The organism is Variovorax sp. OK605, assembly GCF_900115445.1.
GTDB lineage: Bacteria > Pseudomonadota > Gammaproteobacteria > Burkholderiales > Burkholderiaceae_C > Variovorax.
This window is the reverse complement of sequence record NZ_FOWL01000011.1, coordinates 139,896-158,666: the sequence shown is the minus strand read 5'-3', so window position 1 is coordinate 158,666 and position 18,771 is coordinate 139,896. Positions and strand designations below refer to the sequence as shown.

General features: G+C 71.0%; 24 protein-coding genes. 8 read left to right on the top strand and 16 right to left on the bottom strand.

All coding sequences use genetic code 11. The features are described from left to right. Positions 1–12 precede the first annotated feature (12 nt). From BM013_RS27065 to BM013_RS27035, 8 genes are all read left to right on the top strand, one after another. Positions 13–978, top strand: a complete 966-nt coding sequence (locus tag BM013_RS27065; protein ID WP_093130811.1) for a PDR/VanB family oxidoreductase — start codon at positions 13–15, stop codon at positions 976–978. A gap of 27 nt (positions 979–1,005) precedes the next feature. Beyond that, positions 1,006–2,334 carry an aromatic ring-hydroxylating dioxygenase subunit alpha gene (locus BM013_RS27060; RefSeq protein ID WP_093130809.1) on the top strand — a complete coding sequence of 443 codons (1,329 nt, stop codon included), beginning with the start codon at positions 1,006–1,008 and terminating at the stop codon, positions 2,332–2,334. Continuing rightward, on the top strand, positions 2,331–2,816 hold the full coding sequence (locus tag BM013_RS27055; RefSeq protein WP_093130807.1) for an aromatic-ring-hydroxylating dioxygenase subunit beta: 486 nt from the start codon (positions 2,331–2,333) through the stop codon (positions 2,814–2,816). Before BM013_RS27060 ends, BM013_RS27055 begins: the two co-directional genes overlap by 4 nt. After that, positions 2,813–3,406 carry a cysteine hydrolase family protein gene (locus BM013_RS27050; RefSeq protein ID WP_093130805.1) on the top strand — a complete coding sequence of 198 codons (594 nt, stop codon included), beginning with the start codon at positions 2,813–2,815 and terminating at the stop codon, positions 3,404–3,406. The genes BM013_RS27055 and BM013_RS27050 overlap by 4 nt, the downstream gene beginning before the upstream one ends. Then, positions 3,403–4,197 (top strand): SDR family oxidoreductase, encoded by a 795-nt coding sequence (locus tag BM013_RS27045; RefSeq protein WP_093130803.1) that lies wholly within the window; start codon positions 3,403–3,405, stop codon positions 4,195–4,197. Before BM013_RS27050 ends, BM013_RS27045 begins: the two co-directional genes overlap by 4 nt. A gap of 74 nt (positions 4,198–4,271) precedes the next feature. Continuing rightward, positions 4,272–4,487, top strand: coding sequence for a hypothetical protein (locus BM013_RS40665; RefSeq protein WP_143098356.1), 216 nt, complete (start codon positions 4,272–4,274; stop codon positions 4,485–4,487). 223 nt (positions 4,488–4,710) lie between these two features. Next, the gene (locus BM013_RS27040; protein ID WP_256221709.1) at positions 4,711–5,205 is read left to right on the top strand and encodes a BspR family type III secretion system anti-sigma factor; all 495 of its coding nucleotides are present in this window, start codon (positions 4,711–4,713) and stop codon (positions 5,203–5,205) included. 201 nt (positions 5,206–5,406) lie between these two features. Then, the gene (locus BM013_RS27035; protein WP_256220030.1) at positions 5,407–6,018 is read left to right on the top strand and encodes an RNA polymerase sigma factor; all 612 of its coding nucleotides are present in this window, start codon (positions 5,407–5,409) and stop codon (positions 6,016–6,018) included. Positions 6,019–6,081: 63 nt separating this feature from the next. On the opposite strand, the gene sctC is transcribed toward BM013_RS27035, so the two are convergent. From sctC to BM013_RS42155, 16 genes are read right to left on the bottom strand one after another with little or no spacing between them, the layout of a single operon-like run. Further along, on the bottom strand, positions 6,082–7,986 hold the full coding sequence (sctC, locus tag BM013_RS27030; RefSeq protein WP_177225575.1) for a type III secretion system outer membrane ring subunit SctC: 1,905 nt from the start codon (positions 7,984–7,986) through the stop codon (positions 6,082–6,084). A gap of 50 nt (positions 7,987–8,036) precedes the next feature. Then, positions 8,037–8,483, bottom strand: a complete 447-nt coding sequence (locus BM013_RS27025) for a type III secretion system chaperone family protein (RefSeq protein WP_143098354.1) — start codon at positions 8,481–8,483, stop codon at positions 8,037–8,039. Continuing rightward, positions 8,480–9,550: a type III secretion system export apparatus subunit SctU gene (gene sctU, locus BM013_RS27020; protein WP_093130795.1), complete on the bottom strand. Its 1,071-nt coding sequence runs from the start codon at positions 9,548–9,550 to the stop codon at positions 8,480–8,482. Before sctU ends, BM013_RS27025 begins: the two co-directional genes overlap by 4 nt. Further along, positions 9,547–10,353: a type III secretion system export apparatus subunit SctT gene (gene sctT, locus BM013_RS27015; protein WP_093130793.1), complete on the bottom strand. Its 807-nt coding sequence runs from the start codon at positions 10,351–10,353 to the stop codon at positions 9,547–9,549. Before sctT ends, sctU begins: the two co-directional genes overlap by 4 nt. A 10-nt stretch (positions 10,354–10,363) precedes the next feature. After that, on the bottom strand, positions 10,364–10,633 hold the full coding sequence (gene sctS / locus BM013_RS27010; protein ID WP_093130791.1) for a type III secretion system export apparatus subunit SctS: 270 nt from the start codon (positions 10,631–10,633) through the stop codon (positions 10,364–10,366). Between the two features lie 31 nt (positions 10,634–10,664). Then, positions 10,665–11,312, bottom strand: coding sequence for a type III secretion system export apparatus subunit SctR (sctR, locus tag BM013_RS27005; RefSeq protein ID WP_093130789.1), 648 nt, complete (start codon positions 11,310–11,312; stop codon positions 10,665–10,667). Positions 11,313–11,317: 5 nt separating this feature from the next. Beyond that, complete coding sequence (gene sctQ, locus BM013_RS27000; RefSeq protein ID WP_093130787.1) at positions 11,318–12,481, bottom strand: type III secretion system cytoplasmic ring protein SctQ; 1,164 nt, start codon at positions 12,479–12,481, stop codon at positions 11,318–11,320. Positions 12,482–12,486: 5 nt separating this feature from the next. Continuing rightward, entirely contained in the window at positions 12,487–13,194 is a 708-nt protein-coding gene (locus tag BM013_RS26995) for a hypothetical protein (RefSeq protein ID WP_093130785.1), read from the bottom strand. Further along, entirely contained in the window at positions 13,191–13,700 is a 510-nt protein-coding gene (locus tag BM013_RS26990) for a type III secretion system stalk subunit SctO (RefSeq protein WP_093130783.1), read from the bottom strand. The genes BM013_RS26995 and BM013_RS26990 overlap by 4 nt, the downstream gene beginning before the upstream one ends. Further along, entirely contained in the window at positions 13,697–15,037 is a 1,341-nt protein-coding gene (sctN, locus tag BM013_RS26985; RefSeq protein WP_093130781.1) for a type III secretion system ATPase SctN, read from the bottom strand. Before sctN ends, BM013_RS26990 begins: the two co-directional genes overlap by 4 nt. A gap of 34 nt (positions 15,038–15,071) precedes the next feature. Then, positions 15,072–15,722 (bottom strand): HrpE/YscL family type III secretion apparatus protein, encoded by a 651-nt coding sequence (locus BM013_RS26980; protein ID WP_093130779.1) that lies wholly within the window; start codon positions 15,720–15,722, stop codon positions 15,072–15,074. Continuing rightward, on the bottom strand, positions 15,683–16,507 hold the full coding sequence (locus BM013_RS26975) for a hypothetical protein (protein WP_093130778.1): 825 nt from the start codon (positions 16,505–16,507) through the stop codon (positions 15,683–15,685). The genes BM013_RS26980 and BM013_RS26975 overlap by 40 nt, the downstream gene beginning before the upstream one ends. After that, positions 16,507–17,328, bottom strand: coding sequence for a type III secretion system inner membrane ring lipoprotein SctJ (gene sctJ, locus BM013_RS26970; RefSeq protein ID WP_093130776.1), 822 nt, complete (start codon positions 17,326–17,328; stop codon positions 16,507–16,509). Before sctJ ends, BM013_RS26975 begins: the two co-directional genes overlap by 1 nt. After that, positions 17,325–17,759, bottom strand: a complete 435-nt coding sequence (sctI, locus tag BM013_RS40660) for a type III secretion system inner rod subunit SctI (RefSeq protein ID WP_093217609.1) — start codon at positions 17,757–17,759, stop codon at positions 17,325–17,327. Before sctI ends, sctJ begins: the two co-directional genes overlap by 4 nt. Positions 17,760–17,776: 17 nt before the next feature. Further along, complete coding sequence (locus BM013_RS40655; protein ID WP_143098353.1) at positions 17,777–18,298, bottom strand: hypothetical protein; 522 nt, start codon at positions 18,296–18,298, stop codon at positions 17,777–17,779. Further along, a complete protein-coding gene (locus tag BM013_RS42155) occupies positions 18,295–18,765 on the bottom strand; it encodes a tetratricopeptide repeat protein (protein ID WP_305728018.1) in 471 nt (156 codons plus the stop codon). Before BM013_RS42155 ends, BM013_RS40655 begins: the two co-directional genes overlap by 4 nt. Positions 18,766–18,771 lie beyond the last annotated feature (6 nt).

The window sequence follows — 18,771 nt, the reverse complement described above, 5'->3', positions numbered from 1 at the left end:
GGCACGCCCGATATGCCCGATATGCCGGACATGCTGGAGCTGGTGGTGGCATCGGTCACCTCGCTCACGCCGGCCATCAAGGCCTTCGTGCTGCGCAGCGCGAACGGGGCGCCCTTGCCGCCGTTCGCACCGGGGGCGCACCTGGGCGTGCAGGTGATGCAGCCCAACGGGCATGCGGGGCAGCGCGCCTATTCGCTGGCGAAGCCGCACAGCAATGAAGACTGCTACGAGATCGCCGTGCTGCACGAGCCGCAAGGCGCGGGCGGTTCGGCATGGATGCATGGCCTGACGGAAGGCGCGGCGCTGACCGCGCACGCGCCGCGCAACGACTTCGTGCTGCACAAGGGCAACGCCGCGCCGCTGCTCATCGCGGGCGGCATCGGCATCACGCCGCTGCTGTGCATGGCGCGGGCGCTGGCCACCGAGGGCCAGGCCTTCGAGTTCGTCTACGCCACGCGCAGCGAAGAGGCCACGGCCTACCTGCAGGAAGTGCGCGCGCTCGGCGGCACGCTGGTGCACGACGGCGGCGATCCGTCGCGCGGCATCGACCTGCGCGCCTTGCTCGCGGCACCGGCCAACGGGCGCCACCTGCACGTCTGCGGCCCGCGCGGCATGGTGCAGGCCGTGGTCGACACGGCGCGCGCGCTCGGCTGGCCCGGCGACCACGTGCACTTCGAGCTCTTCGCCGGTGCACTCGAGCAGGCCGGCGACAAGGCCTTCGAGGTGCGCACGCTGCGCTCGGGCAAGACGCTCACGGTGCGCCCCGACCAGAGCCTGCTCGACGTGCTCATCGCCGCCGGGCTCGACCCGCTGTACTACTGCCGCCAGGGCGACTGCGGCGTGTGCGCCGTCGACGTGGCCGAAGGCGTGCCCGACCACCGCGACCACAACCTGAGCCCGCGCGAGAAGGCGGGCGGCAAGACCATCTGCACCTGCGTGTCGCGCGCGAAGACGCCGCAGCTGGTGCTCGACATCTGACGACCCCACGATTCCAGGAGACCCACCATGACCACCGACCTGCAGGACCTCGTGCAGCCCGACCGCGTGCACAAGCGCGTGTACACCGACCCCGCCATCTTCGAGCTGGAGATGGACCGCGTCTTCGGCCAGGCCTGGCTCTACGTCGGCCATGAAAGCCAGGTGCCCAAGCCCGGCGACTACTTCACCACCCGCCTGGGCCGCGAGCCCGTGGTGATGGTGCGCCACACCGACGGCGAGGTGCACGTGATGTTCAACCGCTGCCCGCACAAGGGCGCCAGGCTGGTGCCCGAGGGCAGCGGCAGTGCCGGCAAGTTCCTGCGCTGCCTGTACCACGGCTGGACCTTCAAGTGCGACGGCTCGCTGCTGTCGGTGCCGCTGCGCAGCGGCTACGAAGACACGGCGCTCGACCTGAAGGACCCGCAGTACGGCGTGCGCAACGTGGCGCGCGTGGCCACGCACCGCGGCTTCGTGTTCGCGAGCCTTTCGAAGGAGGGGCCCGGGCTCACCGAATTCCTGGGCGGCGTGGCCACCTCGCTCGACAACTTCTGCGACCGCGCGCCCGACGGCGAAGTGGAAGTGGCGGGCGGCGTGCAGCGCGTGATCCAGCGCAACAACTGGAAGATCTTCTTCGAGAACCTGCACGACACCATCCACGCGGTGGCCACGCACGAGTCGTCGTGGCGCGCGGCCAAGGAAGAGTACGAGGCCATGCCTGCGGGCACGCCCAAGCCCTTCGAGGTGGTGATCGTCGACGGCAACGGCGAGCCGCTGGACTTCTGGGAGAAGCTCGAGCTCAAGGGCTACGACAACGGCCACGGCTTCATGGAAGGCATCTTCGTGGCGCCGACCGACCCGGTGAGCCTGGCCTACGTGGCCTCGCTGGAGGCCAGCAAGGGAGCAGCGCGCGCCGACGAGATATTGCGTGTGAACCGGCACAACACCATCGTCTACCCGAGCTGCTCGCCGCACACCTCGTTCCAGCAGATCCGCGTGATCCGGCCGCTGTCGGTGGACCGCACGCTGGTCGAGATCTTCAGCTTCCGGCTGAAGGGCGCGCCGGAAGCGAGCTTTCAGCGCACGTTGAAGTACACCAACATCGTGAATTCGCCGTCGTCCAACGTGATGGCCGACGACCTGGAGGCCTACAACCGGGTGCAGGAAGGCCTGGGTTCCGACGGCGGCGACTGGGTCAGCATGCACCGCGCGGCGGGCCGCGACCAGCCGCTGCCCGGAGGCCGCGCCTCCAACGGCAACAGCGAGATGCCGTCGCGCAACATGTTCGCGGCCTGGGCCGGGTACATGGGTGCGAGCGTGGGGGCGGGCGCGGGCGTGCAAGCCGGGAGCGCCGAATGAACTTCATCGACTGGAACGAACAGCAGGCGGTCACGCAGTTCCTGCACCACGAGGCGCGCCTGCTCGACGAGCACCGCTGGGACGAATGGCAGAAGCTCTTCACGCCCGACGGGCTGTACTGGGTGCCGCTGGTGCACGGCCAGACCGACCACGTCAACCATGCCTCGCTGTTCTGCGAAGACACCTTGCTGCGCTCGATGCGCGCGCGCCGGCTCGAGCAGGCCCGTGCCTATTCGCAGCAGCCGCCCACGCGCACGGTGCACGTGGTGGGCAACATCGGGCTCGAAGCGCGCGACGAGGCCGGTTGCGTGGTGCGCTCCAGCTTCATGCTGCTGGAATGGCGCAAGACCGAGCAGCGCGCCTTCGGCGGCAGCGTGGCGCACACGCTGCGCCGGGAGGGGGATGCGTTCCGTATCCAGATGAAGCGCGTGGACCTCGTCAACTGCGACGCGCCGCACGAAGCCCTGCAGGTGTTCATGTGAAGGCCGCGCTGCTGGCCATGCACTACCAGAACGACGTGCTGCACGCCGACGGCAAGGTGCGCGTGGGCGTGGCCGCCGACGACCCGGCGCGCCCGCGGCTGATCGCCTCGGCCGGCCGCCTGATCGCCGGCGCCCGTGCCCACGGCGTGCCGGTGATCTTCGTGCGCATCGCCTTCGCGCCGGGCTACGCGGACTGCCTGGACAACTGCACGCTGTTCCGCCGTGTCGCCGAGACCGGCGCGGTGCAGGACGGCGCCTGGGGCGCGCAGTTCTACAGCGAACTCGCGCCGTTGCCGGGCGAGGCCGTGGTCACGCACAAGCGCAACAACCCCTTCTGGGCCAGCGGGCTCGAAGAGGCGGTGCGTGCCACCGGTGCCGGCCGGCTGTACGTGGCGGGCATCGCGACCAACCACGTGGTGGAGCACGGCGCGCGGCATGCGAGCGACCTGGGCTACCGCGTGGCGGTGGTGGCAGACGCCTGCAGCACCGCGCAGGCGCACCTGCACGCGGCCAGCCTCGAGACACTGGCGATGCTGGCGGACGTGGTCCAGGTCGACGATGCCGTGCGGCAGATGGGAGGCCTGCAATGACCCCGGAGCTGCAAGGCAAGGTCGCCATCGTCACCGGCGCGGCCGCGATGCTCGGCAGCGCGATCGTGCGCGCGTTCGTGCAGGCCGGCGCCCAGGTGCTGGCGGTCGACATCGACGTGCCGCGTGGCGAGGCGCTGGCGGCCGGGATCGGCGCGCGCTGCCGTTTCGTGGCCTGCGACATCGCCTCCGACGCGGCGCTCGACGCCTTGGTGGCGGGCGCGTTGGGCACCGAAGGGCGCATCGACTTCCTCGTGAACAACGCCGTGGTCTACGGCGACGCCGGGCTCGACGCCGCGCGTGCCGACTGGCTGGCCGCGCTGAACGTCAACCTGGTCTCCGGTGCGATGCTGGTGCAGAAGACCACCGACGCGCTGGCGGCGCAGGGCGGCGCCATCGTGAACATGGGCAGCGTCGGCGGCAAGTTCGGCGCGGCGGGGCGGGCGCTGTACCCGGCGGCGAAGGCGGCGATCCTGCAGCTCACGCGCAACCAGGCGGCGAGCCTGGCGCCGCGGCGCGTGCGCGTGAACTCGGTGTCGCCGGGGTGGACGTGGTCGGACGCGCTCTCGCGCATGACGGGCGACGACCGCGCGCTGGCCGACCGCGTCGGCGCGCCGATGCATCCGCTGGGCCGGGTGGGCGACGGCGACGACGTGGCGCAGGTGGTTCTCTTCCTGTGCTCGGACGCGGCGCGCTTCGTCACGGGCGCGGACATTCCGGTCGACGGCGGGTTCTCGATGCTCGGGCCGGACCAGGGGCGATCGGCGCGGGACTGGTTCGAATCGCAGGCGTGAGGGGAGGGGCAGTCTCGGTCTGGCACGGCGCATGCGTGCGAGCCGAGGCATCACCAGCTCCCAAGGAGTCGCCGATGCGAAGTTCCGATCCAGACACGCGAGATGTCGCGCACGAGACATCGCCGGTGGTGATCAGCGTCTTCCCTGGAACGATCGCAATATGCGATGGCGACGAGGGACCTCGCAGCGGCACGCCCCCATTGGCGGCGGCCTGGCGCGCGCTCAGCCGCCTCGCCAGGGCGTTTTCGCAGCCGGGCAACCTGCACCTGAACAAATATTCGAGCGGCTGAACCGCCGCGAATCCTGGCCTCATGGGTACTAATTGACACTTAGTGACACTGGCTTGGGAACTGTTCGCTGACACGTGTTACATACGAGGACGCCCTCATGGGTGCTCCACTTACTGGCAACGTGTCTACCGCACCTCTTTCATCGTCAAGCCCTGTTTCGCCGCTGCCGAATCTGCGCGCGTTCGAAGAGGCCGCGCGTCAGAAAACCGATGGCGTCATCGAGTTGGACGGCGACCGGCTGCAGGTGCTCGCCACCGGTGCCACCCCCACGCAGCGTTCGGTGGCCTGGGTCAGGCCGCAGGGCGGGGCCGACACCACCTCCGCTTTCGTTGCCGCGCTGGGCCAGTCTTTCTCCGGCGGCATCACCCAGGCCGTGGCGCGCGAGCTCGACCTGGCCCCCGCGGCCGGCGTGCCGCTCGCCTCGCGCACGGTCAGCCTGGCCATCGACATGGCGCGCACCGGCCGCCAGGCGATGGACGGCGTCGACTTTCTCACGCGGCTCGACTTCTCGGCCGCCAACCGCGGCGCCGGCTTCGAAGCCGCGTGCCGCAACGCCGGCATGCAGCCGTCCGGCCTGGGCGCCGCGCAGCGCACGCACATCGACGCGGCGCTCGACAGCCGCTTTGCTGGCGCAGCCGAAGCCGGCCAGTCGCCGGTGTCCGCCGGCACCGCGGCCGGCTGGCTGTGCCAGATCCTGGCCGAACTCCCCAAGGACTGAACGGCGTCCGCCGTAGAGCGCCCGTGCTACCACGGGAGCCACCGCTCGTCAGATACCCAATTCTGGGGATTGGATACACAGGTAAACGAAAGTAAAATCCTGTGTCCAGGCGTTGCCAGCGCCTGCCCGCCGGCGGATTGCATGCATCCCTGTCGTGTCGCCCGCCGGGTTGTCGACACCCCTTCGTTTCCAAGCCTCCCCTTGTCCAACTGCCCCACCGAAGCTGAGAGCGACGACAGCGCCTGTGGCGAGGTGGGTGTGCTGACGCCCCCGGAGGGCATGAGCGAGGCCGAGGCGGGTACGCTGTTCCGCACCCTGGTGCAGACGCACAACACCCGGCTGTACCGCTTCATCATCAAGAACATCGGCAATCCGGGCGATGCCGAAGACCTGGCGCAGCAGGCTTTCATGGAAGCCGTGCGCTCGTTCCAGAGCTACCGCGGCGAGTCCGAGCTGTCGACCTGGCTCTACGGCATTGCGATGAACCTGGTGCGCAACTACCTGTCGCGCGCCCCGCACCGCCGTTACGAGTTCGTCGCCGACGACGAACTCGCCGCGCTGCCCGACGAGCGCCTCACGCCCGAAGGCATGCTCTCGCAGTCGCAGCAGATGCGCGCGCTCAACGAATCGCTGGCCGAGCTGCCGCAGAGCATGCGCGAGGTGCTGCTGATGGTGGCGGTGGACGAACTCTCGTACGAAGAGGCCGCCGTGCTGCTGACCGTGCCGGTGGGCACCGTGCGCAGCCGCCTGTCGCGCGCGCGCTCCGCGCTCAAGGCCCAGATGCTGGCGCGCGGCGCCGCACTGGACTTCTGAGCGCGGCCTTCCCGCGCTCCTTCACTCCTTCACTCCCTCACTCCCGCATTTCCGCACTCCCGCTCAGGGCGCCGCAGGCGAGTTCGGCGCCGCCGGTGCCGAATTCAGCGGCGGCAACGGCGCGGGCAACACCAGCGTGCCGGGCTCGATGATCGACGGCGCGGGCGACACCGTCACGGGCAGTCCGCCCGGCGCCGGCAGCACCGTCACCGTCGAGGCCCCGATGGCCGCGGCGCTGGCGGCCTGCATCTCGGCCCCGGTCGGCGCGGCGCCCGCCACGCGCGGCGAGGGCAGCGTCACCAGCCGCGGCTTGATCATGAACAGCCGCTCGCGCGACTGCACGTTGTCCGTGCGGTTCGAGAAGAACAGCCCCACTACCGGCAGCCGGCCCAGGCCCGGCACGCGGTCGTTCTGGCGCGTGGCCTGGCGCGTGTTGTAGCCGCCGATCAGCAGCGTCTGGTTCTCGCCCACGATGGCCTGCGTGCTCACCACGCTCTTGCGGATGGTCGGCAGGTCGTCGATGGTGCGGTCCTGGATCTGGCCGTCCTCGATGTCCACGTCGAGTTGCACCACCGCGCCGTTCGCGCGCTCGATGTAGTGCGGCGTCACGCGCAGCGTGGTGCCCACCGTCACCGGCGTCACCGTGGCCACGCGCTCGCCGGTGGTGCGGATGTAGAAGGTTTCCGACAGGTCCAGCAGCGCGCCGATGTGGTCCACCGTGAGGATCGACGGACGCGACTGGATCGACGCCTCGCCCATGCCCTCCAGCGCGCGGATGCGCGTGACCAGGAAGTTGCCCGCGCTCACCACCAGCGAGGTCGGGTTCACCGTGGCGCTGCGCGACACCGCGCCCAGCGTGATCTCGTTGCCCGAGGTCGACGCCGCGAGGTTGCCGAAGCCCGCCGTGGTGCCGCCGGTGCGCCCGCCCCAGGCGATGCCCAGCTCGTCGAGCCGGGTGGCGTTCACGTCGATGATGAGCGCCTCGATCTCGATCAGCGCGGTCGGCACGTCGAGCTGCTCGATCAGCTTCTGGTAGATCGGCAGGCGCTCCGGAATGTCCTGGATGATGAGCGCGTTGAGCCGCGAGTCGGCCTGGATCGACGGCACCAGCCGGCGGCTGTTCTGCTGGCCGGCCGCGGCGGCCAGCTTCGCGTCGCTCGACGATTCCCCGCCGCCGGCGGCCACCGGCGCGCCGGGCGCGGCGCCCGCCACCGTGGTCGCGGGCGCCATGCCCGTGCTGCTCGCGCGCAGCGGCGCGGCAATGGCGGTGAGCGTGGCGTCGCTGTAGGTGCCGCCCGTGCCCGAGCCGTTGACCAGGTTGCGCAGCACCTGCGCCAGCCCGGTGGTGGTGATCTGCCGGTCGCGGTAGAGCACCGTGCGGTCGTCCACCGTGGCGTGCTTGAGCCTGAACACCGTCACCTGCTGCCCGCCCGCCACCAGCGGCAGCGCCGCCACCGTGCGCTGCACCAGGCTCACGTAGCCGGGCGGTCCCGACACCAGCGCCACGCCCTGGTCGGGCAGTTCGCCCCAGCCGAAGCGCGCGTCGAGCACGCCCAGGCTGGTGAGCGCCTGGCGCATGGCGCCGATGCTCGCGCCCGAGGCGGTGATGCTGCGCGTGGTGGTTTCGGTGGTGCGGCTCACGTACAGCGTGCCGGCGTGCGTGAACCAGTTGAAGCCGTACACGCCGCCCAGCTGGTTCAGAAAGTCGGTCGGCGTGGGCGAGCTGAAGCGGCCGTTGACCGGGCCGGTCACCTGCGGCGACAGCTCCAGCGCCAGGCTGAAGCTGGCCGCGAAGTCGCGCAGCACCTTGGCCAGCGGCTGGCTCTCGGCGTAGTAGGTGTAGGGCGCGTCGGACCACGGCGGCGGGCCGGCGTGTGCGGGTGCGCCGGGCAGCGACAGCAGCGCGCAGCCCACCAGCGCGGCGGCCAGGGTGCGAAGCAGGGGGGAGCGGAAGGAGGTGCGGGGCATGGTGGCGTGAGGGCGCATGAGCGGGCGCAAGAGCAAGGGCGAGAGCAATGTCAGGCGGCCGCGACGGCCGGGGTCCAGAAGGCAAGTGCGTTGGCGAGCTCGCCCACCGCGTCGTCGATGTCCTGGGTCGATCCCGCGGCCACCGTGAGCTGCAGCCAGGCCGCGCGCTCGCGCGCGTCGATCACGCACGCGCAGGGCGACGCCAGCATGGTGCCGCAGGCCAGCCGGCCGATCGCCTGCACCAGCTGGTCGCGCGCGTGGCCCGGCTCGGGCAGCGCGCGCAGGCGCGAGGCCACGCGGATGCCGCCGCCCGGCAGGGCTTCCAGCCGCACGCGGTGGCGGCCGTCGATCACCAGGTCGACCGGGCCGCTGCCACCGGCATCGGCATCGGCCGCATGAGGCGCCTGCTGCGCGCGGTACTGCGCAAGAAGGCGCGCCGCGCCGGCATCGGCCTGGCGGGCGGAGGGTGAGGAAGAGGTGGGGAAGGACATGCTCATGGAAGAGGAGGGGCCAGCGGGTCGCCGTCCATCTGCCGCATCTGCGCCAGCAGCTTCAGCAGTTCGGCCACCGGCTCGACGAGTTCGGAAGGGATGTACTCGCCGACGCTCGCGTGCTCGGTGAGCGCGCGCGCCAGCGGAATGTTCTGCATCACCGGCACGCCGGCTTCGCGCGCGGCGCGCATCATGCGTTCGGCCAGCGCGCCTTCGCCCTTGGCCAGCACCACGGGCAGCGGGGTTTCCTCGGCGTCGTAGCGCAGCGCCACGGCCAGGTGGGTCGGGTTGGTCACCACCACGGTGGCCTTGCGCGCGCTCTGCACGGCGCCCTCAGCCATCATTTCCTGGTGCAGGTGCTTGCGCTGGTGCTTGATGTGGGGGTCGCCCTCCATCTCCTTGTATTCCTGCTTCACTTCGTCCTTGGACATCATCAGCCCCTTTCGGTACTGCAGGCGCTGCCACACGAAGTCGGCCAGCGCGATGGCGGCGTAGGCCAGGCCGATGTTGATCACCATCGTCTTCAGCAGCGAGCCCATCACCTTGCCCATGCCCGCGAGCCCGGCCTGCGGAATGCTCGTGAGGATCGGCAGCGCGTCGCGCAGCAGGATCCACAGCAGCGCCGACAGGAAGCCGATCTTCAGCACCGACTTGAGGAACTCCATGAAGTTCTTCTTGGAGAAGATGTTCTTCAGGTTGGCGAGCGGGTTGAGCTTCTGCGCCGAGGGCTTGAGCTTGTCGAACGCGAACAGGATGCCCACCTGCATCGTGTCCGCGAAGATGCCCACGCCCAGCACGATGCCGATGATCGGCAGCACGATCCACGCGGCCTCGCTCAGCAGCCGCGTCGCGGCCGTGTTCACGGCTTCGGTGAACTCCAGCTGCAGCAGCGTCGAGGGCAGCAATATGGCCTGCGCCAGCGTGTCCACGATGCGGCCCGCGCTGGCCAGCAGGTAGCCGAACAGCGCCACGATCAGCAGCGTCTGCGTGAAGTCCTTGCTGTAGGCGACGTCGCCCTTCTTGCGGCTGTCGCGCAGCCGCTTGGAAGTGGGCTGTTCGGTTTTTTCGCTCATCGCACGGCGCCCCCCCAGAGGTCCTGCAGGAACGGCAGGATGCGCCCGATGCCCTCGATCTGGTCCGCGCCGTAGTCGAACAGCAGCGAGCCGTAGAGAATCAGCACCAGCACCGCCAGCGCGCTCTTGATGGGCATGGCCATGAAGAACACCTGCAGCTGCGGCGCGAAGCGGCTCACCAGCGCCAGGCCCACCTCGGACAGGAACATGGCCACCAGCACCGGCCCCGCGAACAGGAAGGCGAGGCGGCCCAGCCGGTCGAGCTGCGCCAGCATCAGCGGCATGGCGTCGGCATTCAGCGCGGGTGCCCAGTGCACGATGCTCCACACCTTGAAGCTGTCGTACAGCGTGCCCAGCAGCAGCGAGAAGCCGCCGGCCAGCAGGAAGTAGACGATGAAGGCCTGGTTGAACAGGATGCCCATGGGCGAGGAGTCGTTGCCGGTGAGCGGGTTCAGCGTGGCCGCGATGCTGGCGCCGCGCTGGTTGTCGATGAGAAAGCCCACCGCCTCGAAGATCCAGAACGGAATGGCCGCCAGGTAGCCCAGCACGAAGCCGATGAAGGCCTCCTTCAGGATCAGCATCACCAGTTGCGGGGCGTTGAAGTCGGCCTGCGCGATCTCCGGCATCACGAACGGCACCGCCACCGCGCCCAGCGCGCCGGCCACCGCATAGCGCAGCAGGCCCGGCATGAGCTGCTGGTTGAAGATCGGCAGGACGATGAACATGGCGAGGATGCGCGGCTGCGTCAGCGCGAGGGCGCTGACGAAGTTCTTGATATCCGCATAAGTAACCTCGCCTGTCATTTCGTTCCGCTCAACGGCCCAGCGTGGGAATCACGTCGAACACCTGCACCGTGAAATTGAACATCTCGCCGCCGATCCAGCGCGCGGCCAGCAGGATGGTGAGCGACACCGCGATCAGCTTGATGCCGAACGACAGCGTCTGCTCCTGGATCTGCGTGAGCGCCTGGAACAGCGAGAACAGCACGCCCACCACCGAGCCGACCACGATCGGCGGCATGGACAGCCAGAGCACCAGGTACAGGGCCTGGGTGAAATAGGAGACGACGTCGACGCTTTGCATGGGAGGAGGGGCTGAAAGTGGAGGTGCGCCTTCAGGCGTAGGTCAGGATGAGGCCCTGGATCAGCCGCGACCAGCCGTCCACCATGACGAACAGGAACAGCTTCAGGGGCAGCGAGATCGTCACCGGCGAGACCATCATCATCCCCATGGCCAGCAGGATGTTCGAGACGATCAGGTCGATCACGACGAAGGGCAGGTACAGCAGAAAACCGATCTGGAACGCCGAGGTCAGCTCCGACACCACGAAGGCCGGCATCAGCACCAGGAAGTCGCGCTGCGTCACGTCGGCGGCCAGCACCGGGCCCCACATCTTCTGGGCGGTGCTCACGAAGAAGTCGCGCTGCGCGGGCTTGCTGTTGCGCACCATGAACTCGCGCAGCGGCTCGGCGCCTTCGCGCACGCTGCTCACCAGCGCGGGCACGCTGCGCAGCGCCTCGGGGCTGGTGGCCAAGCGGTCGTACATGTGCGCGCCCACCGGCGCCATGATGTAGGCCGACAGGATCAACGCCATGCCGTACAGCGCGATGTTCGGCGGCATCTGCTGCACGCCCAGTGCATTGCGCAGCAGCGACATCACCACCGCGATCTTCAGGAACGACGTCGTCACCACCACCACGGTGGGCAGCAACGCCATCAGCGCCAGCAAGAACGCAAGCGTGATCGGATCGAAATTTCCCATGCGGATCAGCCTTGCGCGTTCACGGGCGCGAACAGCGTTCGCACCGCCACGCCGAGCTGGCCGTCCACCTCGACCAGTTCGCCGTCGCCCACCAGCGCGCCGTTGGCGCGGATGCGCACCGCGCCGGCCAGCGGATGGCCGAGCTCGAGCACCTGGCCGGGTTGCATGGCGCGCAGCTGCGCCAGGCTCAGCGTGAGTTCGCCGAGGTCGAAGGACACGCGCAGCGGCACGTCGTCGAGCGAGGCGGCAACAAGGGTGGCGGGAGCGGCCGCGGCGTCGGCGGCAAGGTCGGCGGCGGTGTTGGAAACGGGCATGGTGGCGGTCCAGGGCGAAAGTACGGTGAGAGAGGGGGGCACGGCCGCGGCATCCTCGGCGGTGGCGTCGTCCATGGCAGGCAGCTGCACATGCAGCCCCGCGCGGCCGTCGGCGCTGAGCCACAGCACGCGGCGCGGCCCGGTCCATGCGGCGTCGAGCAGCAGCACGTCGCCCGCCTCGAGCCCGCCCAGTTCGCGGGCAGTGAGGCGGCTGTGGCCGATCTCGGCGCGCAGCGCGATCGGCAGCGCGTCGTCCAGCGGCCCGGGCTGCGGCGCGCGCTTTGCGACCAGGCCGGCCAGCAGCAGCAGACCGAGCGTGTCGGTCCACAGCACGCCGGCAATCGCCTGCGGGCCGGCGTCGGCCTTCAGCAGCAGCTCGCACACATGCGCGAAGGCGGCGGTGTCCTGCGGCGTCACTTCGACGGGCTCGGTCTGCAGCGCCACCAGCTGCGGCGCACCGCGGCCGAGCGACTGCAGGCCGTCGAGCACCTGGCGCAGCGCGGCGCTGACGGCGGCCGTGGCCAGTTCGGGCGGCAGCGTGTCGATGCGCACCGCATCGCCGAGCTCGGTGGCCAGCACGGCCTCCAGGCATTGCGCAATGGCTTCGGCGGGCAGCTGCAGCACGAACACCGCGCCGGCCCATTCAACGCGCGCGGTCCAGCAGTGCAGGCCGGGCAAGGCGTCGGGCCGCGGCGCGGGGCGCAGCGTGGCGCGCCAGGCACCGCCCAATGAGAAGGGGAGGCCGGCCGCGCGTTGCGCGAGCGCGCTGCGGGCCTGGGCCTCGTTGCGCGAGAGCCGCTGCGGTTTCAGCGCGACGGCGGCCCCGGAGGAAGAAGACGAGAGCATGGCGGACATGGAATTCAGGAGCGAGGCCAGAGGCCGGGGAAGGGGGGGGCGGCGTCCGCACCGCCTGCACTGCTTGCGCTGGCGGCATTGGCGGCACCGGGCGCGCCCGTCGATTCGACGGGGCACGGATCTTCGGGGTCGTCGGCCAGCACGCGCACCAGCGTCTCGCGTTGCAGCCGTTCGGCCAGGTTGCTCGCCAGCCAGCCGGCCGCGCGCGCCAGCCGTTCGCGCGCCGGCTCCAGCGTGCAGACGAACTGCGCGACCACGCGCCCGCCGTCCTCGAACACGTCGAGTACCACGCCGGCCAGGCCTTCGTCGGACAGGCGGATCTGCACCGCGCGCCGGCCGCTGCTGCCGTCGGACACCAGCAGGCGGCTCGCGAGCTGCGACAGCGCTTCGCCGGCGCCGGCCACATCGGGCGGCACGCCGGCTTGCGGCGATTCAGCGCGCGCGGCCGATGCCTGCGGCGCTGCCGGCGCCGGCGCGCCGAAAAGATCGACCGGTCGCAGCGTCTCGGCCGGCGCGCAAGCAGGCGGCGCACCCGTGCCCGTACCGCCGCGCGCGCCGTTGCTCAGCAGGTCGCGCATGCGGCGCGCCTCGTCCGACAGCTGGCCCGGGTCGCGCGCGTCGGCGCCCGGCTGGCGCTCGGCGTCGGGCCGCGCGTCGAAGGGCGACTGCTGCGGCATGCCGAGGTTCAGCGAGATGGGGCGGTCGGTGCTCACGTTGCGCTTTCCTGCTCGTCGGTGTGTTCCCAGTCGTCGCGGTCGCGCCGCACGCTGGCGGCTTCTTCCATCTCGAGGTCTTCCTTGCGCTCGGCCTCGCGCGAGAGCGCGTCGGCATGGTTGCGCGCGAGGTCGACGAACTTCGATTTCTGGCGCGACGCCTCCTGGTGCGCGGCGCGCGCGCCGTCGAGCTGCTGCAGCGCCTTCTGCTCGCCGCGTTCGGCCGCGGTCACGGCGTCTTCCTGCGCGGCTTCGCGCTGGCGCAGGCCGGCCACGGCAAGCTGCACGTCCTCGATGTCGCGCAGCCGCACGATGCGTTCGCACAGCTCGCGGTACAGCCGGTGCTCGGCCTGCAGGCCTTCGTCGACCAGCCGGCGCAGCAAGGCCTGGGCTTCTTCGTGCGCGCGCGCGGCGTCGCGCAGCGCGGCGCGCTCGCGCGCCACGACGATCTCGGCCTGCCCCTCGCGGAAGGACTTGATGGCCAGCAGTTCGCGGAACACGCTCACGGCCGGCGTCCCGTGCCCACCAGCTGCGCCAGGCGCTCCAGCGTCTGCGACAGGCTCGAATGCTCGTCGGTGCGCTGCTTCAGGAAGGTGCGGATGGCGTCGATCTTGTCGATGGCCTCGTCGGTCACCGGGTCGCCGCCGCGCTTGTACTCGCCGATCTTCACCAGCAGCTCGACCTCTTCGTACTTGGCCATCAGCTCGCGCATGCGCCCGGCGATCTGCTTGTGCTCGGGCGTGACCACGGCGTTCATCACGCGCGAGGCCGAGGCCAGCACGTCGATGGCCGGGTAGTGGTTGGCCGCGCCCAGCTTGCGCGACAGCACGATGTGGCCGTCGAGGATGGAGCGCGTCTCGTCGGCGATCGGCTCGGTCATGTCGTCGCCTTCCACCAGCACGGTGTACAGCGCGGTGATCGAGCCCAGGTGGTTCATGCCGGTGCGCTCCATCAGCTTGGGCAGCGTGGCGAACACCGAAGGCGGGTAGCCGCGCCGCGTGGGCGGCTCGCCCGCGGCCAGGCCGATCTCGCGCTGCGCGCGCGCGAAGCGGGTGACCGAGTCCATCAGGAACAGCACCTTCTTGCCCTGGTCGCGGAAGTACTCGGCAATGGCCGTGGCCACGTAGGCGGCCTTGGCGCGCTCCATCGACGACTTGTCGGACGTGGCGCAGACGATCACCGCCTTGCGCCGGCCCTCGGGCCCCAGTTCATGCTCGAGGAATTCGCGCACCTCGCGCCCGCGTTCGCCGATCAGCGCCACCACGGTCACGTCCACCGCCGCGCCTTTCACCAGCATGCCCATCAGCGTCGACTTGCCGCCGCCGGCCGCCGCGAAGATGCCCATGCGCTGGCCTTCGCCGCAGGTGAGCACCGCGTCGAGCGCGCGCACGCCCAGCTCCATCGGCTGGTGGATGATGCGGCGGCGCAGCGGGTCGGGCGCCTCGGCAAACACCGGGTAGAACTTGCTGGCCTCCAGCGGGCCGCGCTCGGCTTCGTCGAGCGGGCGGCCCAGGCCGTCGAGCACGCGCCCGAGCAGGCCGAAGCCCACCGGCACCATGTGCGCGCGGCCCGTGGGAATGACCTCGGTCGCGGCCGAGATGCCGTACATGTCGCCGATCGGCGTGAGCAGCGCGGCGTCGCGCGAGAAGCCCACCACCTCGGCCTTCATCTCGAAGTCTTCGCCGGGGTTGCGCAGGATGCAGACCTCGCCCACCTTCACGGTCGGCACCACCGCCTTGATGATGGTGCCCACCACCTGCGTCACGCGGCCCTTGATGCGCAGCATGGGCGCGTCCTGGAGCGCCAGCTCCATCAGCTCGGTGATGTAGTCGAACTGGCGCATCAGGCCCTGCCTTCGCGCATGGATGCGGCGGTGCTCATATGCGGCTGCCCAGCACCTTCTGGAAGGCGGTTTCCAGCGCCGCCACCTGGCCGTCGATGCTGGCCTCCACCAGGCCGATCTCGCTTTCCAGGATGCACGACTCCGGCGCCAGCCGGCCGTCGGGCACGATGTCCAGGTAGCCCACGCCGGGGTAGGCCGCCAGCAGGTCGTTGATGCGCGCGCGCACCATCTCCACCTGTTGCGGGTGCAGCCGCAGCGTCATCTGCTTCTGGTTGCGCACCACCGACAGCGCGTTCTTCACCACGATCAGCACGCGCTCGGTCTCGTCGAAGTCCGACACGATCTTGCGCACCGCCGACATCACCAGCTGCACCATGTCGGTCTCGACCTTGGCGAAGTAATCGATCATGCGGCCGCTGGTCTCGATCATCTTCTCGACCTGCGCCATCTGCGCCTCTGCCAGGCCGTCGGCATGGCCGCGCGCGGCTTCGGCGTCGTAGATCGCCTGCGCGCCGGCGACGATGGCGTCGGCCTGCGCGCGCGCGCTGTCGATGAGCGCCTGCGCGTCGCCGAGCGCGGCGACGTCGGCGCGGCGCAGCACGCGCTGCCCCGGCGCAATGCGCGCCTGCAGGGTGCGCGACGGGGTCAGCGGGTCGCGGCCGGGGTGGGGAACAAGGAAAGCCATGCGGGTTCGATGCGGTTCAGCAGGGTGAGGCACAGGTCGCGCGCGGCCACGGTGCGCAGGCCCGAGGCCTCGCGCACGCGGGGCAGCTCGGCCTCGGCGGGAAGTTTCAAGTCGGCGCGGCGGCGCAGCGCGGGCGCCGCGTCGTGCCAGGCTTGCGCCAGCACGCCGGCGCCCAGCAGGTCGGCCGCGGCGGGCAGGCTCGCGGCGCCCGAAGGCAGCCAGTGCGCCACGTCGTCCAGGCCAGGATGGGCGTCGGCCGCCGCGCCACGCGCGAAGGCCAGGCCGTCGGCGCCGATCGCCTCGCGCGCGGCGGCCACGTCGGCGCGCAGCACGGTGCGGCGCAGGTGGCGCCCGAGCAGCACCAGGCCGGCGTCGCGCGCGAGCCGGCCCAGCAGTTCGGGCTGCGCCAGCGCCAGCGGCAGCGCGGGCTCGCCGGCGGCGAGCACCGGGCGGCGCGCGCCGGCGTCCAGCGTGTCCAGCAGGTCCAGCAACAGGGCAGACCAGTCGCGGTGCAGTTCGCGCGCCACGCGCGGCAGCGCGGCCAGCCGCTCGAAGGCGGGCGAGGTGGCGGCTGAGGTGGCGGGGCGCAGCAGCGCGCGGCGGCTGGGGTGCAGGCTGCGGCTGGGCAGCAGGTTGAATTCGAGCAGGCGGGCCGACAGGGGTGAGTTCAGCGGCGAGGTCAGTGGCGAGTCAAGCGCCGAGCCGAGCAGCGGCAACGCCGCCCCGAAGGCGGCGCCTGCTGCGTGCGGCACCTCGGTCGCTGCGTTCGCTGCGGCCACGGCCATCAGGCGATGCCTTCCGCTGCCCGGCCGGCCGGCTTGCCACCGGCGGCGGCGCGGCGTGCGGGCAGCACGTAGCGCCACACGGCCCAGCCGAGGCCGCCGAGCGCACCGAGCGCCACCAGCGCGAGCACCACGATCAGCGCGCCGAGCGTGCCGCCCGAATCGGCGCCGAGCGTCGTGCCGAACAGCACCGGCTGCGGCGCGGCCTCGGCGCCGGGGCGCGCCTGCGAGGCCACGAAGATCACCGACACGCGCTCGGGCGTGAGGCCCGGAATGCTGTTGGTCACCAGCCGGCGGATCTGCGGCTGCACGATCTCCAGGTTGTAGCCGTCCTGGTGCTTGATGAACACCGCGGCACTGGAGGCCACGCCGCTCTCGCCGGCCGAGCCGCGCTCGGGCAGCACCACGTGCACCCGGGCGGCCAGCACGCCGTCCATCTTCGACAGCGTGCTCGACAGCTCCTGCGACAGTGCATAGATGTAGCGCGCGCGCTCTTCCAGCGGCGAGGAGATCAGGCCTTCCTTCTTGAAGACCTTGCCCATGCCGTCGAAGCGTTCGCGCGGCAGGCCCTTGGCGCGCAGCACCTCGAGCGCGCGGCCCACCTGCGCGCCGTCGACGCGCACGCCCACGGCGCCTTCCTTGCCGGGCACCTTGTCGGCGGTGATGTGCGCCTCGAGCAGTGCCGACAGCACCTCGTTGGCTTCGTCCTCGGGCACGGCACCCAGCAGGTCGACGCGCCCGCCGCAGGCGGCCAGCGCCACGCACGCGGTCAGTGTCGCGGCGCGCAGCATGCGGCGCAGCCAGGCCATCGCGGGGCCGCTCATTGCACGCGCACCAGTTGGTCGAAGTTCTGGGTCGAGCGGCTGATCGCCTTGCCGACCAGTTCGTACTGCACCGAGATCTGGGTCAGGTTCATCTGCATCTTCAGCAGGTCCTGCATGGCCAGCGGCTGCTCGGAGTTGAGCGTGGCCGAGACCGATTTCCAGGCGTTCTGGAAGTCGCTCGACACGCCCTGCATGCCCGAGAGGATGCGTTCGCCCATCGATGCCTGCGTGCCGGCGACGGGGCCGACCGGCAGCGGCTCGGCCACCGGGCCGCTGCGCAGCACCGCGCCGGCGTCGGCCGGCGGCGTGGCGTTCATGATTTCGGCGAAGCGCTGCGCGGCCAGCGAGTCCGGTGCCGCGGGCGTGTGAACGACCGCGGGAGCAGGAGCGGCCAGTGCGGCGGCGGTCACGGGGGTGGCAATGATGTCCATGGTCTGGCGTGATGGAGCTAGCGGAACGAGGCTGCGCGGTGCAGCCCCTGGAGAGAAGAGAAGGCGGCCGGCGGCGTGTCGGCAGCGGCAGCGGCGGAGGAGGCAGGCGCATCCCCCAGCAGCCGGCGCGCCAGCTGGCGGCTTTCGGATTCGGGCGTGCCCGCGGGCAGCGGTGCGTCGGCCACGGCGCGCAGCAGGCGGCGGCTTTCGTCGGCGCGCCCGTCGAGCTGCAGCGCCAGGCCGCGCCAGGTGTCGAGCGTCTCGCGCTCGCCGTCGTCGGCGGCCTGGGCCTGGGCCAGCACGTCCACCGCTTCGGCGGTGCGTGCCGCGTTCAGGAACGCCAGCGCCAGCCCCACGGCATGGAACGCCCGGCCGGGCCGCGCGAGCGCCAGCCCGTTGAAGATGCGGCGCGCGCGCCCCACGTCGCCCTGCCCGGACGCAAGAAAGCCCGCCTGCGTGAGCAGGCGGACGTCTTGCGCGGTCAGCGACGGCAAGCCCGAAGCCGGGGCTTCGGGCCGCGAGCGCCATCCCTGCATCATGTGGTGGCTTCTTCGCGCCGCGCCAGCCGTTCGAGCAGGGTGGCCGCGCGAGCGGACAGTTCGGGCGTGTCGGTGGCCGCGACCTGCTTGAGCAGGTGGCGCGCCGCGTCGATGTCGCCCTTGGCCGCGAGGCTTTCGGCCATGTGCAGCGCAGGCTCGAGATGCTCGGGGAACAGCACCAGCGCGAGCGAGTGCATGTTCACGGCCTCGTCGAAGCGGCCGGCCGCGTGCAGGCACAGCGCCAGGCCGGCCAGGTAGTGGCGGCGCGTGGGGCCGTACTGCACGAGGAAGGCGAAGATCGGCAGCGCCTGCGCGTGCTGGTTCTGCACCACGTGCGCGTAGGCCAGCGAGTAGATGACCTCGAGCTGCTCGGGCTTCAGGCGCCTGGAGCCGGGCAGGGCCTCGAGCTGCGCGAACAGCTGGCGGCCCATCGCGTCGTGCAGGGCGTCGGGGGTAGGGTTGGACATGGGAGG

Bases quoted from the DNA above. Each gene is read 5' to 3' on its own strand.
- BM013_RS27065 (WP_093130811.1), top strand. From the start codon at position 13: ATGCCCGATATGCCGGACATGCTGGAGCTGGTGGTGGCATCGGTCACC.
- BM013_RS27060 (WP_093130809.1), top strand. From the start codon at position 1,006: ATGACCACCGACCTGCAGGACCTCGTGCAGCCCGACCGCGTGCACAAG.
- BM013_RS27055 (WP_093130807.1), top strand. From the start codon at position 2,331: ATGAACTTCATCGACTGGAACGAACAGCAGGCGGTCACGCAGTTCCTG.
- BM013_RS27045 (WP_093130803.1), top strand. From the start codon at position 3,403: ATGACCCCGGAGCTGCAAGGCAAGGTCGCCATCGTCACCGGCGCGGCC.
- BM013_RS40665 (WP_143098356.1), top strand. From the start codon at position 4,272: ATGCGAAGTTCCGATCCAGACACGCGAGATGTCGCGCACGAGACATCG.
- sctC (WP_177225575.1), bottom strand. From the start codon at position 7,986: ATGCCCCGCACCTCCTTCCGCTCCCCCCTGCTTCGCACCCTGGCCGCC.
- BM013_RS27025 (WP_143098354.1), bottom strand. From the start codon at position 8,483: ATGAGCATGTCCTTCCCCACCTCTTCCTCACCCTCCGCCCGCCAGGCC.
- sctU (WP_093130795.1), bottom strand. From the start codon at position 9,550: ATGAGCGAAAAAACCGAACAGCCCACTTCCAAGCGGCTGCGCGACAGC.
- sctT (WP_093130793.1), bottom strand. From the start codon at position 10,353: ATGACAGGCGAGGTTACTTATGCGGATATCAAGAACTTCGTCAGCGCC.
- sctS (WP_093130791.1), bottom strand. From the start codon at position 10,633: ATGCAAAGCGTCGACGTCGTCTCCTATTTCACCCAGGCCCTGTACCTG.
- sctR (WP_093130789.1), bottom strand. From the start codon at position 11,312: ATGGGAAATTTCGATCCGATCACGCTTGCGTTCTTGCTGGCGCTGATG.
- sctQ (WP_093130787.1), bottom strand. From the start codon at position 12,481: ATGTCCGCCATGCTCTCGTCTTCTTCCTCCGGGGCCGCCGTCGCGCTG.
- sctN (WP_093130781.1), bottom strand. From the start codon at position 15,037: ATGCGCCAGTTCGACTACATCACCGAGCTGATGGAGCTGGCGCTCCAG.
- BM013_RS26980 (WP_093130779.1), bottom strand. From the start codon at position 15,722: ATGGCTTTCCTTGTTCCCCACCCCGGCCGCGACCCGCTGACCCCGTCG.
- BM013_RS26975 (WP_093130778.1), bottom strand. From the start codon at position 16,507: ATGGCCGTGGCCGCAGCGAACGCAGCGACCGAGGTGCCGCACGCAGCA.
- sctJ (WP_093130776.1), bottom strand. From the start codon at position 17,328: ATGAGCGGCCCCGCGATGGCCTGGCTGCGCCGCATGCTGCGCGCCGCG.
- sctI (WP_093217609.1), bottom strand. From the start codon at position 17,759: ATGGACATCATTGCCACCCCCGTGACCGCCGCCGCACTGGCCGCTCCT.
- BM013_RS40655 (WP_143098353.1), bottom strand. From the start codon at position 18,298: ATGATGCAGGGATGGCGCTCGCGGCCCGAAGCCCCGGCTTCGGGCTTG.
- BM013_RS42155 (WP_305728018.1), bottom strand. From the start codon at position 18,765: ATGTCCAACCCTACCCCCGACGCCCTGCACGACGCGATGGGCCGCCAG.